The sequence below is a fragment of the Acidobacteriota bacterium genome (genome assembly GCA_035471785.1).
Lineage (GTDB): Bacteria > Acidobacteriota > UBA6911 > RPQK01 > DATIPO01 > JANQFM01.
The window spans coordinates 1-14,255 of sequence record DATIPQ010000023.1 but is presented as its reverse complement, the minus strand read 5'-3'; the positions used below and the strand labels follow the sequence as shown (position 1 = coordinate 14,255).

6 protein-coding genes are annotated in these 14,255 nt (G+C 63.1%); 3 read left to right on the top strand and 3 right to left on the bottom strand.

The window, feature by feature from the left end; translation table 11 throughout:
* The first annotated feature begins 87 nt into the window (after window positions 1-87).
* Window positions 88-1,305 (top strand): glycosyltransferase family 2 protein, encoded by a 1,218-nt coding sequence (locus VLU25_03970; GenBank protein HSR67074.1) that lies wholly within the window; start codon window positions 88-90, stop codon window positions 1,303-1,305.
* Here the strand turns inward: VLU25_03970 and VLU25_03965 are convergent.
* The 3 genes from VLU25_03965 to VLU25_03955 form a co-directional block, all read right to left on the bottom strand.
* On the bottom strand, window positions 1,298-1,603 hold the full coding sequence (locus tag VLU25_03965; protein HSR67073.1) for a hypothetical protein: 306 nt from the start codon (window positions 1,601-1,603) through the stop codon (window positions 1,298-1,300). The two genes, VLU25_03970 and VLU25_03965, sit on opposite strands and share 8 nt — an antisense overlap.
* 65 nt (window positions 1,604-1,668) lie before the next feature.
* Window positions 1,669-5,715, bottom strand: coding sequence for an MG2 domain-containing protein (locus VLU25_03960; protein ID HSR67072.1), 4,047 nt, complete (start codon window positions 5,713-5,715; stop codon window positions 1,669-1,671).
* Window positions 5,716-5,729: 14 nt separating this feature from the next.
* A complete protein-coding gene (locus VLU25_03955; protein HSR67071.1) occupies window positions 5,730-11,741 on the bottom strand; it encodes an MG2 domain-containing protein in 6,012 nt (2,003 codons plus the stop codon).
* A gap of 318 nt (window positions 11,742-12,059) precedes the next feature.
* Here VLU25_03955 and VLU25_03950 point away from each other — a divergent pair, with 318 nt between their 5' ends.
* Entirely contained in the window at window positions 12,060-13,019 is a 960-nt protein-coding gene (locus VLU25_03950; protein ID HSR67070.1) for a sigma-70 family RNA polymerase sigma factor, read from the top strand.
* Window positions 13,020-13,031: 12 nt separating this feature from the next.
* The gene (locus VLU25_03945) at window positions 13,032-14,207 is read left to right on the top strand and encodes a pyridoxal phosphate-dependent aminotransferase (GenBank protein ID HSR67069.1); all 1,176 of its coding nucleotides are present in this window, start codon (window positions 13,032-13,034) and stop codon (window positions 14,205-14,207) included.
* Window positions 14,208-14,255 lie beyond the last annotated feature (48 nt).

The following is a 14,255-nucleotide window of genomic DNA, read 5'->3' as shown; positions in this document are numbered from 1 at the left end:
AGCTATCGCCCACCGAGCCGGACGCCACCCGGCAGGGAGCACCCGGCTCGGGGTAGGCGGCGAGATCGTTTGGGACGTTCAGTTTTCATGAACCTCCTTTCCTGGGCCCTTTTCATCCTCTGCTGGCTCTCGCTCTTTGAGGCGCTTCACTCCCTGCGGGGCGGTTTTTCCTTTCGCCGCTTCCTGCGCAGCCAGGCGTCAGCGCCCGCGCCGTCCGATCCTGCGCCTGCATCGCTGATCGTCCCCTGCCGCGGACTCGACCCGGGATTCCGCCGCAATCTTGCAGCCTTCTTCCGTCAGGACCATCCCGATTACCAATTGCTGCTGGTGACCGACAGCCGACGGGACGCCAGCGTCGCCGTGTTGCGCGAACTGATGGCCGAACACCCCCATCTCCCCTGCCGCCTGGTGATCTCGGGAACCGCACGCGGACGCTCCCAGAAGGTTCATAACCTGCTGGCGGCTCTTCAATACCTGCGTCCCGGCGACCAGGTCCTGGCCTTCGGCGACTCCGATATCCGGCCGGCTGCGGACTGGCTGCGGCGTCTGCTGGGACCCCTCGAGGAGGACTTCTGCGCCGCCTCCACCGGTTTCCGCTGGTATGTGCCGCAAGAAGGCGGAGCCGCCTCGCTCCTGCGCTCGGTTTGGAACGCCGGCAGCCTCTCCCTGCTGACGGAAAGGAATGCTCCCTTCGCCTGGGGCGGGGCCATGGCCGTCACCCGCAGTCAGTTCCATAAGCTGGACGTTGAGCGCCGTTGGCAGCGGGCGCTCAGCGACGACTACGCTCTCTCCGAGGCTGTGCGCGCCTGCTCCTCCCGCAGCGGACGGGGAATCTGCTTTCAGCCGCACTGCATCAGCCTCTCGCTGGAAGACTGCACCTGGAGCGAACTGCTGGAGTTCATCTACCGCCAGATGGTCATTACCCGCGTCTACCATCCCTTGCTCTGGAAACTGGCCCTGCTGGGACAGAGCATCAATGTCCTCAGCCTGTGGGGCAGCGCCGTGATGTTGATTGGAATGGCTGCGGCAGGGAGCGCCTTCCCCGCTTTCACGCCCCTCTGGCTATCCCTGCTGGGCGCCATCTACGGCCTGGGCGTGGGCAAGGCCTGGCTGCGTCTGCTGGGCCTGGAATCGCTCCTGCCGTCTCACGCCGTCCGCCGCCGCTGGGCCTACTTGCTGCTGGGCCCCCTGGCCGCTTTGCTCACCCTGCAAGGGCTGCTGCGCTCGGCCTTCAGCCGCGACATCACCTGGAGAGGCATACGCTACCGCCTCCATTCCCCTGAAGAGACTGAAGTGCTCAGTTGATCTTCTCGACCACCATGACCACTTCGCGGACGCCTTCCCTTTGCCGGTAATAGACGTGCACGTAAGCTCCCGGGCCGAAGTCGCCGCCCTTGATGGAGCTTTCCAGCATTTTGAACTCCATGCTCTGGCCGCTCCTGGGTTCGATCACCAACTGCTCGCGGTCGATTTCCTTGACGGTGCCGTAGATGTCGTACTTTTTCTCTTCCGGGGTCTTGTCCTTGCCCCAGAACTTGAGAAAGCAGGCCGGCTGAAGCGTCAGCAAAAACACCAGCGTAACGAGGAGGCTGCGGGTCTTCATAAGCTGCCTATTCTACTGGCCGAGGCTGCTCGGCGCAATTAAGTGGTTCTCGGCGCCGGGGCGCATCATCGTTTCGCCTTTTCCGAGGCTCGTGAGACCTTTCTGCAGGAACCTGCTTGTCCCGTCCGCGTTGACGCCTCGACGCTGACCCTCCAGACGGTAGTTCTCTCCGGCAGCGGAAACTCCAGGCGGGCGCGTCCTTGGTCATCGGTGATCAACTGATGGCTCCAAAAGAGCGTCTCGGGCAAATTCCCTTGCGAAGGGGGAGGGTTCGACCGAGGCTGGCCGGCGGTGGACCGGTTTCCCGGCCCCTGCGCGGTCCACTCCCTGGCGTTTGCGGCCGACGTCGTCAGTATTTCTGAAGGCAGACCCAGTTGAAGTTCGATGTTCAGATCCACGCTGGCCGCATCACCCACTGCGACATCGGTAATCAGGGTTGTGCGGAAACCGGTCAATTGCCCTTTGATGGAGTAGACTCCGGCCGCCAGGCGGAAAGTGTACCGCCCTTCATCGTTGGTGAGCGTAGAGGCCTCCACACCGCCCCTGCCGACCGCCACCACCTCTGCACCCGGTACGACGGCGCCGCTCGGGTCAAGGACAGTTCCTTGCAGCAGATAACGGTCGAAGAGATATTCTCCCGGTAGGCTCTGCGCCCTCTTCTCGATTTGGGCGATGGAGCCCTCAGGGGGCAACTGCAGCCGGGCCGCCAGACGCACCAGAGCGATATCGTCAACCGTGTCCGCTTTGCCGTCGTTTCCGGCGCTCAGCACACGGATGAGAGCCAAGGCCGTCTCGCCACGGTTGGGTGTAGAGCCGCCTCGGCGGCCATGTTCGAAAGCGCCAAAGGCGCGCAGGTCCCATCGGGCATGGAGGCGGCGTCCCCAGGGATCACGCAGGCTGCTGCGGCTGAGATCCTTGCTTCCGAGAATGCGCCAGAGGACCTCAGCCCTGAGAGGGATCTCTCCGCTGACCTGATGGGCTTCCTTGAGCGCCTCCACCATGCGGGGACGCCAGGAGGCGGAGAAGTCTTGCAGCGGAGTGCTCCAGAGAGCAAAGTCGTCGCTGAACACGCCGGCCTGGCGCTCGCCGTCCCGACCCGGGCTGATCAGAGCGATCTCCATTCCCCGGGCGTTGAGACGGGTTTCAAGATCGAGCCTGTGGCCGTATTGGTCTCGAAGGCGCTCCGCCTCGATCCCCTCCTCTCGCAGTGCCCGACGGAAGGCGATTTCGTCGGGGATCGGTTGGCCGGACTCCCCCCGATATTGGTCGGCCACGTCCTGCAGGCGGGTTGCCAGGGGGCGAGCGTAATCCCACTCGGCGTGAGCCACAGCCAATCGGCGGACATGGGTGATGTCATCGTATCGGTCCCGGAGAGGTTCCTTCGTGCTGACAAGCACCCACTGCTTACCTCCCGAACCGCCCAGGGCAAAATGAAGACTCTCTCCGCAGGGGTCCCTCCAAGTCCGCAGGTCCACCCCCTGGCGGGCCAACGTCCTCATTACCCCCCGGATGTCCGTCAGGGGCAGCAGATTCTCCTCGAGATGCTGAATCATCAGCTCTTCGATGCGGTCCCTGCGGGAGCCCAGATAGTCCCAACGATGGGAACCGGCCTCAAAGTCGTCGGAGTTGCCGCGGATGCGGTCGGGACCCGAGGAATGCAAGGTTACCATGACCTGATCCCAAACACCGGCGCACTCTGCGTAGAAGGGCTGATTCCAGGGATCGCGTAAATCGGCGTCGCTCTTCGAGATAGCCAGCCAATCGCGGAATCCGGCTTGCTCCCCCTCGGGCGCCTGCAGAACCGCATTCGCGCCGGCAGCCTCGGCAACGGCACTGATTGCCCGGCGCATCTGATCGGCAAAGACAGTCTGAGGAGGCTCCGGGGGCGGACTGAAACTCTCTTGGCGATAATGCCGGCCGTAGCAGGTATAGCTGGCCAGCCACGCCTCGGCCGCCAAGTCCAGTTCGGAAGGTATCTTGTCGCCCGGGCCGAGGCTTCGCAAGGGCTCGGTTAAGTCCCAAGGCTCCGAGTCGACTTCATTCCCGCCAGGACCCTCGCCTCTTGTCTCGTCGACCACGCTCACGGTCAGGGCGGCTTGGCGTCCGTTTCCAAGCGCGTCCAGGACCTGCAGATTCAGGCCGGCCTGTCCATCTTCCCAGGTGGCGGGATCATCGGCAACGATATCGACGCGCAGAGCCTGTCCGGGCAGATACCAAACCCGCGCGGTCGACTGGTCCCCGGTGAGCGGATCGAAGGCGTTCATGGCCACGATGCCTGCCAGTTCCGGACGATAAGGGATACGGACCTCGGCTCTCCCCAGAGGGCGTTCGACCTCATGTGAGCTCAACACTCGATCCTCAGCAATGACATCGATCACCAGGGGAACGGCCGCGGGCTCGGCCTCAATGCTCGCGGCAAGGTCTTGGCCCGGACGGAAAAGGGATCGGGGCACTCGCAACCTGACGCTTCCCTCCTCCTCCACGCAGGCCGTAACTTCGCAGGCTTCCCCGCTTGGGTAGATGTCGGCCTCGTCCTCGACCCCTATCATTCCTTGTCCGCATTCCGCCTTTAGAGAAACCTGGCTGACGCTGTCAGGAGCCGCGGGGCTTGGGCTCTTGCCGTATCCATGGCGGTTCGTCCGGGCCTCGACCGTCTCCCCGCTTCTCAGGTCCCGGATCAGGACCTTGCAGGCGACGGGCTTGCCGACGGCGGTGTGGGTCGAGAAGTAGATCGCACCATCTCTAGGCGCATTGGAGAGGAGGCGGGGCTGGATGGGATAGCGGGCGATTCGAATCTTGAAACGCTTCTCTGCTCTCCCTCCGCCGCGGGCACCGCTAACGGTTGCCGCCAATTCGACATCTCGGTAGGTACCGACCTCGAGTCCCGACAGATCGAGAGCCACTTGAGCCGTCCCGTCGGGTTTTAGATCGGCCTCGACAGCCATCCTGGGCAGGTCACTGCGGGTGACCCAGGACAAGCTTTCGATTCTGACAAGTCCGCTTCGCAACGGACGCCCTGAAGGGGAAACGGCTTGGACGCTCACTACGGGGGTCTGTCCCGGCTGGTAGAAGGGACGGTCGGTTTCGATGTCGACCAGAAATGAGGGTGCTTGATGGGATTGAACCTGGAATCGGTAGTCCCCGGGAGGACAGCTCAGGGTCTTGTCCGTGCATTCGACCTTCACCCAGTAGAAGCCGGCAGGAGCCTCTGGCGGCAATTGGAACTGAGCAGCCGCGATCCCCCAGGCCGAGGTCTGAGACTCGGACCGGTGGATCTCAGCGCCTCCAGGGTTTGTGGCCGTGAGGCGGACAGTGCGGCCCGCCACATCCTTCCCGGACGGGTCAAGCAGGTGTAGGGACGCCCTCACCGTTTGGCCCGGTCGGAAAAGCTGCTTCTCCAGGACCAGGCCCAGGAACGCGCTCCCGCCGGCGTGATACAGGTGTCCCTTGACTCTGCGTTCGAAACCTCTGTAGCTTCCCGTCAACTCGAACCCGCGAGTACCTCCTTCGGGCATGCTCACTTGGAGGACGGCAACGCCCCCGGGACCGGTGCGGGACGTCATGGTCTTGGCCGGACCCGGCGAGGTGAGGCGTAGGGTCAGATCGACGCCCGCCACGGGATGCTTGAGGAAGGGATGGTATGCCGAGACCTGAAGGCGGCACCCTTCACCCGCGGCCTCGGGAAGGTAGTGGGAGCGGAGCTGGAAATAAGCCGGCACCAGGTGATGCAGGCTCAGATAGTCTTCATCAAGGGCCTGGCCCGAAACAGGATCGGTGAGCTGGTAGCGGAGGCGGTAGGTGTGAAGTTTCTCCAGCTCCAGTAAGGATCGGGCGGCGTCAGCTCTCATGCGGATGGGCCGGCCCGGCTCTGCCGCCGTCGAGCCATGAAAAAGCGTGGCTCCGTTGCTCTCCAGCAGCCAGGCTTGAAAACGTAAAGGATCGCCTTGAGGGGCTGGGCCTCTCAACTCAGCTTGGATCACCAGGCCCTCGGAAAGTTCGCCCACGTCTACTCTCAGGCTGTCCACGTCGACCTGGAGAGGGGCCGGCGTCTTCCACCAGGCGAAGCCGGCCGTGCAAAAAAGCATCCCCAGTAATGGCACGAGCCTTTTCACGCAGACCTCCTTTTCTAGCGCACCGTGAAGGCCGTGGGCGCCAGGGTGACGGCCGCTTGGGGGTTGTAGTAGTCGTAAAGGCGCGAAGCGGCGCTGCGGGCTTGCATGCGCAGGCGGGGACGGAAGCGGATGCTGAAGCTGCGCTCTTCATCGCCCCGGGGCCACAGGTAACAGACCACTCTGTCGGGATGCACTTCGTAGCGGTACAGCCCCTGATCTTCCAGCCACTGACGGTCCACCTCGGAACCCGGGGGCAGTCCGATTTCGGCCAGGAGCATGCCTCGCCGCAGCGCTTTGCCGCGATCCAGCCGCGAGACGCGCACCCGGGCTTCGGTCTGCCCACCGAGCAGCAGTCCCGTGTCTTGATAGGCCACTTCAAAACGCAGGCTCTCGTTCGATTGCCAGATCTGCTCCGCATCGGGCGCCCAGGGCTGATAGCCGGAAGCCGCCACCCGCAAAAGCAGTTCATGGCGGACGGCGGACGGCAAATCCACCTTGACCTGGTTGGCGCCGGCCGTGAGATGGCTGGAAAGATCGATGCGCAGCGGCCCGCTCACTTCCTCCGGCGACGGCCAGCGGACGGGAGGCAGAGAGATGCCGTTGACCTTCACCCGCAGCGAGTCGGCGGACGGTTGCGGGCCCGCACCCCCGCCCGACTGCGGAAGTCCCTCCGCGCCCAGCGCCCGCAGAGCTTCCAGCGTGGACTTGGTGGACCACCAGGAACCCAGATAGTCCTTGTTGCGCAGCAGAAAGAGCCGTCCCTGCTGAGCCTCCGCCGAGAACTCCTGGCCAGCGGCTTGCAAGGCCTGTACAGCCACCGCCGACAGCTCCAGCGAACCCGTGCGGCCCCAGCCATAGAAGGGCGACACGCCGTAGAGGTTCCACCACATCATCCCGTTCTCGACCTCGGCCGAGGCCAGCAGCTTGCGGGCCAGCACAGGAAGGCGGGAGTCGTTGGAGTCGAGCGAGTGCAGGGCAAGCATCAGATGGGCGGTGACGTAGGGGTCGGGAGCCTGCTCTTCGTCCAACCGCTTCTGCAGCCGTCCCACGGCCATTTCCACCGGACGGCGCAAGGCCCGAGCCGACTCATGATCGGGTCGGGACGCCGTCAGGGCGGCCCATTCGCGGGCCACCAGAGCGCTGACCCGCTCTTCCCTCAACGAATCCCGCTCCTCCACCATCCAGCCGATGCCCTTGGTCAGCTTCTCGTCGGGAACCGTCGTCCACCGGGAAGCTTCCGCCAGGAAGCGCAGAATGGAGGCCGTCAAGCTGACGTCGGCTTCGGCAGAACGGTGGAAATAGCGGAAACCTCCCTCGTCGCCCTGCAAACGCAACAGCCGGCGCGCTCCGTCCTCGACGAAGACCTGAGCCCGCTGGCGCAAGTGCGGCTGAGCGGAACGGTCCTCCAGTCGGCGCAGGATCATGAGGTTGATCCAGGACACCGAAACCACCTGTTCGGCGCATCCCCAAGGCTGACGCAAGAGCGCCTCGCGGCTGTCCAGGAGGTGTTCGAGAATGCCAGGGTAAACCACCAGCCATCCTTCAGCCGAACCTTCCATCAAATCTTCCGGCAAGTCTACGGAAAGCGTTCCGGAATCTCGAGCCAGCAGGCTCTCCGTGGCCTCCATCCGGCGTCCCAGGGGACGCACCTCAAGAGTCTTCTCCACGGCATCGGCCACCTCTCCAGAGAGGGCCGACAGCTTGAGAACCGCCTCATGGGAGACGTGACTTGCAGTTACGCCGAAGGGCAGCGACTCGCTCTGCTGGGCGTCCACCGAAAGGTTGTGCCGGGGATGGTCGACGGCAAGAGAAGCCGAGGTGTCGAGCCGGACTTCGAGGTCGGCCCGTTGGTCGCGATAGTTGCGCAGCAGCGCCGGCAGCTCGATGCGGTCACCCTGGGTGAGCAAGGCGGGCGGGTCGAGTTCGGCGAAGAAGGGCTGGAAAGTGCGGAACCCGCCCACCGTCGAAACCAGGTCGCCCATCAGGGTCGAGGCCAGCGCGCTCACCCGCCAGGTCGTGATGCTGTCAGCTAGCGGAAACTCCACGCGGGCCCGTCCTTGCTCATCGGTAATGAGTTCGGGATCCCAGTAAAGAGTCTCTGGAAAGTAGCGCCGCACCTTCGGCGTCATCACCTCCGGCTGGGCCTCGGCTGCCACCCGGACCACTTCGACTGCATTGCGCCCATTGCAAGCAATCTCGCAAGAACACAGCATCAGACACTCGTCTACCTCGCCGACCTCCAGGGTGACGTCAAGATCCGTTCCGCCGGCTTCGGTCAAAGTCACCTCAGGGAAACGTGCGGGGCGGAAGCCGGGCAGCGCGACCTTGACATCGTAGAGCCCGCCGGGAAGCCAAAGCGTGTATTGCCCCGTGTCGGATGTGCGGGCCACGGCAGTTATGCCGTTCTTCCCGGTCGCGGTCACCGTAGCGGCCGGGATGACGCTTCCGGTCTGATCCCGGACCGTACCGCGCAAAAGCGCCTGATCCGGCAGATAGGCGCCCTCCAACCGGTCCACCCGGTCCGCGATCTCGTCAAGGGGAACTTCGGAGGGCAATTCGACCCGGGCACTGATCAGGACGGGCACGATGTCGTCGACGCTCCCCGCCTTGCCATCGCTTCCCGGGCTAAAGAGGCGGATCGAGACAAAACCAAGGCCCTGCTGACTGACGGGGTTCTGCGATAGGAAGCGTGAACTCAGGGGCTCGATTTTCCAGTCGACTTCCAGCAGCCGTCCCCATGGGTCGCGGATGCTGTCGGGGTCGATTCCGGCCGATTGAAGGACGCGGAGAACCTGGGAGGTCCCCGCGGGAATGGTTCCGCGCACCCGCTGGTCGTCTTTCAACGCCGCCAGGATGCGGGGCCGCCAGCCGGCCGAGAAGTCTCCCACCGGAGTGCTCCAGACCACAAAGTCATCTCCCGCGCCTCCAAGGCGGTTGCGCTCCCCGTCACTGCCCAGGCTCAGCAGGCGGACCTGCATGACCCCGGTCACGAATTGAGTCTCGATGACGAGTTGGCGGTCATGATAATCGCGCAGGCGGGACTCTTCCAGCCCAGCCTGCTCAAGAGCGCGGCGAAAGGCCATTTCGTCCTCGAACGGCTCTCCATGCTCCTGCCGGTACTGCTCAGCCAAGGCATCGAGACGCAACGCGTAGGGACGAAAGTAGTCCCAACTAGCCACAGCCAGGGCCCTCCAGCGGTCATACCTTTCGATTTTGCCGCCGTATTCTTTGGCTATGGCATAGAGAAACAGCTTCTCTTCTTCCCCTTCCAGCAGATAGTAGATGGGCAGGCCGCAGGGAGACCTCCAGCGGTTAATGTGCAGGCCTTCCCGAGCCAGCAGGCGCTCCAGCATCCTGAGACTGTCGACGGGCCGCAAATGCTCTTCCATATAGCGGTTCACCGACTCCTCGACTCGCTCCATCTGGGGTCCCAGGTATTTCCAGGTGTGGGCCATGACTCCGAAGTCGTCGGACGTTCCGGGCAGGCCGTCGGGGCCCGCCGAAGCGACGTGCATGGTGGATTCTCTGGCGTGACTGCTGCAGGTGATCGAGAAGGGCTGGTGCCAGGGGTCGAGCAGCGACGCCGCCTCGACTTGAGAAAGGGCCAGGAAATCGGCAGGACCGAGGGGCTGCGGCCTGGGCGCCTCCAGCAGGGGGGGATCGGCCTTCAGGGCGGCTCTGAGAGGCTGAAGCTGCTTCTTGAGGAGGTCGGCGAAGATCTCCCCATAGTCGGCATGAGGCGGACTGGCATCGCCGTCGCGCGGGAGACCCCCGAAACCTTCGCTTTTCAGCAACGCTTCCAAAGCCAGTTCAAGGTCGGGAGGGATCTCGTCTGTCGGCGCCAGAGCCTCAATGGGACCAGCCAGATGAACCAGGACCGGATCAGATTGAGCGCCCCAAAACCCGTGTCCCGACAGTCCTTCAGACTGGGCTCTGAGGTGAACCGCTTCGTCGACGATCGACAAGGCCAGAGCCGCCTGACGGCCTTGACCGGCGGCGTCCTTCAATTGCAACGTCACTCCGGCCCCGTCGCCGGGTCGAAAGGCCTCCTGATCGGGCTCGATGCGGAGATCGAAAGCGCGTCCGGGCTTGTACCAGACTTTCTCCCAGGCTTGCTCGCCTTGCAGAGGATCAAAGACCCGCATCTCAACCACGCCGTTAAAGTCGTCCTGGTAGGGGATGCTCACTTCGAAGCTGGGCTGCCGGCGCTCCACCTCCAGCGATCGAAGCACCCGCTCCTTCGACAGGATGTCGACCAGCAGCGGGCCGGGAGCAGGGTTGGTGCGAACCGTCGCCACCAGCGGTTGGCCCCTGAAGTAAAGACGCCGACCGGATTCGATGCTCAGGTCCTCGACGGAGTCCCAGACCTCATAAAGATATTGACCATCGACTCCTCCTTGCAGGTCTCCGGCACAATCAGCCTTCAACGCGACGTCGTCCCTATCGTCAGGGTCCGGACCGAGATGTCCCTTGCCCAACCCGAAGCGGTTGGTTTCGACGCGCGTCAATTGCAGCCCTTCGTCGGTTTCAAAGCTGACTCGGCAAGAAATGGGCTCGCCGTCGGCGGTGGAGGTTGAGACGAAAAAGTGGCCGTCCGCTTCAACGGCCGAAATGACGCGGGGATGGACCGGGTCGCGGCTGAGCCGCAGGTAAACAGGCTGCTGGACTTGGCGTCCCCCCTGCAGGTCGCGGACGGTGGCTATGAACTCGACATCGTAGTAGTACCCGTCGGAGCGCAACTCGGCGAAATCGTCCTCGACATCGAGCAAGATCTCGGCACTCCCCTGTTTGCCCAGAGAGGCCTGATATTCGAGTTCCGGCTCCTCGGTCTTCCATTGCCGCGTCTTGGGATCATAGCGACGTCGGGCGGGCCGGCGGATTTCCACAACGCCCGATTCCAGCGGACGCCCCGACAGGTACTCGGCGGCCACCGCCAGACGGGGCGCCTGCCCCTTCAAATAGTAAGCCCGATCGGTTTCAACCGTGACCCTGAAGGTGGGCAGTTCATATGGCTGAACCCTGAAACTCCGGTCTCCCGAGTAACAATGGAGAGACGCCTCCAGACACTCGGCCTCCAACGAGTAAATCCCTGTAGGCGTCTCTTCGGGAAGGTTGAAATCGGCGGCTACTACGCCCCAGCGTGAAGTCGTGTGCTCGGACCTGTGGACTTCCAAACCCTCGGGGTCCTCGGCCACCAGGCGAATACGGTAGCCTTGCAAGCCGGCCCCGGGCGGAGCCCGCAGCAGCACCCTGGCCCTCACTGACTGTCCCGGTTGGTAGAGCGGCTTGTCAAGGCTCGTCAGCAGCCGGCTGGGAGGCAGTTCGCCCAGGTTTCCCTCGATTTCCCGAACGATGCCCTTGAGGCTGCCCCGCAGATAGAACTCCGGACGGGTATCGGCGGGCAGCTCTCTGTCGAGGGCCACATCGAAGCGGGCCAAGCCGCCCTGGTCTGTGGTGGCCGTCCAGGTTTTCTCGCCACCCGGCCAATGCACCCGCAAGGTCATCTCGACTCCGCTCACCACGTGATCCATGACCGGGTGAAAAGCCTGGGCGTGGATCGGACGGGCAAAACTCCAGTCGGTCACGGGACGCAGGCGGGTCAGGCGCAGGTCGAAGTAGGCGGGGACGAGGTGGTGAAGGCTTCGCCAGCCTCTCCCGACCGTGCTCTGATTGGAGTCGTAGAGGCGGTAGTTCAACCGGTAGGCGTGAAGCTTTCCCACCTCGATGAGCGGACGGGCCGCCGATGCATCAAGACGAACCAGCCGCTGATCGGGCTCTACTTCCACGTTCTCCAGAAAGAGGGTGTTGTTGGACGGTCCCAACAGCGAAACCCAGAGCTGGAGCGGAGCGGGCTCATCCGCCGAGCGGTCCAGTTGCAACTCGATGGTGAGCCCCTCGCCGGGCTCGCCCAGATGGACCCGAAGCGCCTCGGCATCGATTCTCGGCTGAGCTGTCGCCGGCTCCGATCCAAGTACGAACGCAGCTATACAAAAAGGGATTCCCAGAACAGCAATTGGTCTTCGCAAGTGAATCTCCCTGCCTTGATTAGAGGCCCTTGGCAGGGGATGGGTTCATCTCCTGGTGCAGTTCCTCCAAGCCTTTAACCATGCTATCCTTGGCTGGGGCCACCAGGTGGCCAACAAGTTCACACACGTGTCAAGTTCCAGTGACCGCGGTGAAGGCCCAATTCCTCTCGGCGGTATGAGGCTGCTCGCTAGTTTTGGCAGAGGACTCCGACAGCCGGAGGACGAACCGAGGAACGGAAGGGTTCAAGCCGCGGGGCGTTTCACTTCGTAGCTTTGATGCACCCTCAGGCGGCCCGTTGAAGAAGCCGATCATTGCCTATGAACGTAAAGACTCATACCCGAAACCTCAGAGAAACCGATGACCTGAAGAGGCTCATCAATCGTCAAGCCAAGAAGATCCGCAAGTTTCTTCCCACTTTCGCCAGCCAGGACATCGACCTCAACGTCGATATCGAACGCCATTCCAAGAAGAACCAGTTTCACGTCTCGCTGTCCCTGGCGCTTCCCCAGAAGTCGATTCATTGCGAGGACATCGAATACAACCTGGCTGCCGCCGTCAACAAGGCTTTTTCCGAGTTGATCCGGCGCATCAAGCGCTTCAAGAGCAAGCTCAACCGCGAAAAGCACTGGCAGCGCGATCCCAAGTTGAACACCGTCCCCGCCGTCACGCCCCAACCAGGCGCCTACGATGAATATCAAATGAGCCTGGAGAAGATCGAGAACTACCTGCGGCGCGAAATCTACCATCAGGTCGTTCTGCAGAATCTTCCCCCCGGAATCGTGCAGCCTCACGCGCTGGTCGACGAGGTGTACTTGGAAGTGACTGCCAACAACGCCACCCGTCCCGAGAACCTTCCCCCCGAGCAGTACATGTTTCAGATCGCCCGCAGACTGCTGAGCAAAAAGGTCCGTGAGTTGCGCCGCTCCGCCGACCAGCCTCACGTGGAAGAGCCCGGCAACCAGAGCCCCCAGTGGGACGATGAAGACCTCCATTTCTTCCAGCCCGACGAGTCCCTCAGGCTGGAGGACCTGCTCACCGACAAGAAGGCCGCCACGCCCGAGGAGTACCTGGCTGAAGAAGAGACGGAGGCCATACTGCAGAAAGCCATCGCCGCCCTGCCCGGCGACATCCGCGAGGCCTTCGTGCTCTACTCGTTGGAAGAATTCAATTCCCACGAAGTCGCCATGATCATGGGCAAGACCCGCGAAGAAGTGCTGGAAGCCGTCAAAGAGGCCCGCGAGTCTCTTCGCGGAGAGTTGCAGATGAGCCGCACCTGAGGGAACCGCCCCATGAAACTCGCCCAGCGGATGAGCAAGATCTCCACCTCGCCCACCATCGCCGTCATGCAACTGGCCAAGCAATTGCGCAAAGAGGGCGTGGACATCGTCGACTTCGGCCCCGGCGAACCAGACTTCAACACTCCCGCAGAAGTCAAGAAGGCGGCTGAAGAAGCCATTAGGGACAACTTCACGCGATACACGGCGGTGGCCGGAACCGACGAGCTGCGGCAGGGAATCGCCGAGCGCTACAACCGCGATTTCGGGTGCCGTCTCAGCGGCGACAACGTGCTGGTGGCCGCAGGCGCCAAGAACGCCATCTACAGCCTCTGCCTGGCCGTCTTCGGAGGAAACGAAGAGGTTCTCATCCCCTCGCCCTTCTGGGTTACCTTCCCCGAGGTGGTCAAGCTGGCGGAAGCCCAGCCGATCCTCTTCCCGACCCGCGAAGAGAAGGGATTCGTGCTGGACGCTGAAGATCTGGCCCCCCACCTCACCCCGCGCTCGGCGGGACTCATCATCAACTCGCCCAACAACCCCTCAGGTGCCGTTATTCCCGAGGCCCAATTGAGCGGTCTGGTCGACCTCTGCCGGCGGCGCCACGTCTTTTTCGTTTCCGACGAGACCTACGACCGTTTCACCTATGACGATCACCCCTTCGCTTCCCTGGCCTCTCACGTCGATGCCGACGAACACGGATGGGCGGTGTGCGGATCCTTCTCCAAGACCTACTCCATGACCGGTTGGAGGATCGGCTACGTCATCGCCCACAAAGACCTGATCAAGAAAATCGCCTCCCTGCAAAGCCACGAGTGCGGAAATCCTTGCTCCATCTCGCAGAAGGCCGCCGTGGCGGCTCTTTCGCTGCCCGGCGAAGTGGTTCAGCGCATGCTCGACGAATACGCCTCGCGGCGGCGCTTCGTGCTCGACGAACTCAACTCCATGCCGGGAATGAGCTGTCCCAGGCCCTATGGGGCTTTCTACGCTTTTCCCAATGTGCGCCGGTGTCTGAGCAAGCTGGGATGCAGCAACACGGTGGAGTTTTCAAAGGTGCTCATCGACAAAGCTCAGGTGGCCACCGTCCCCGGGTCGGCCTTCGGCATGGAAGGGCACATCCGCATCTCCTACGCCACCTCGATGGAGAATCTGAAGAAGGGCCTGCAAAGGATCCGGGAGTTGGTTTCGGGTTAGCCGGCGGGCGCGTTGTGCCCATCGCCGCAAGGATGCGCCTCCCACCAG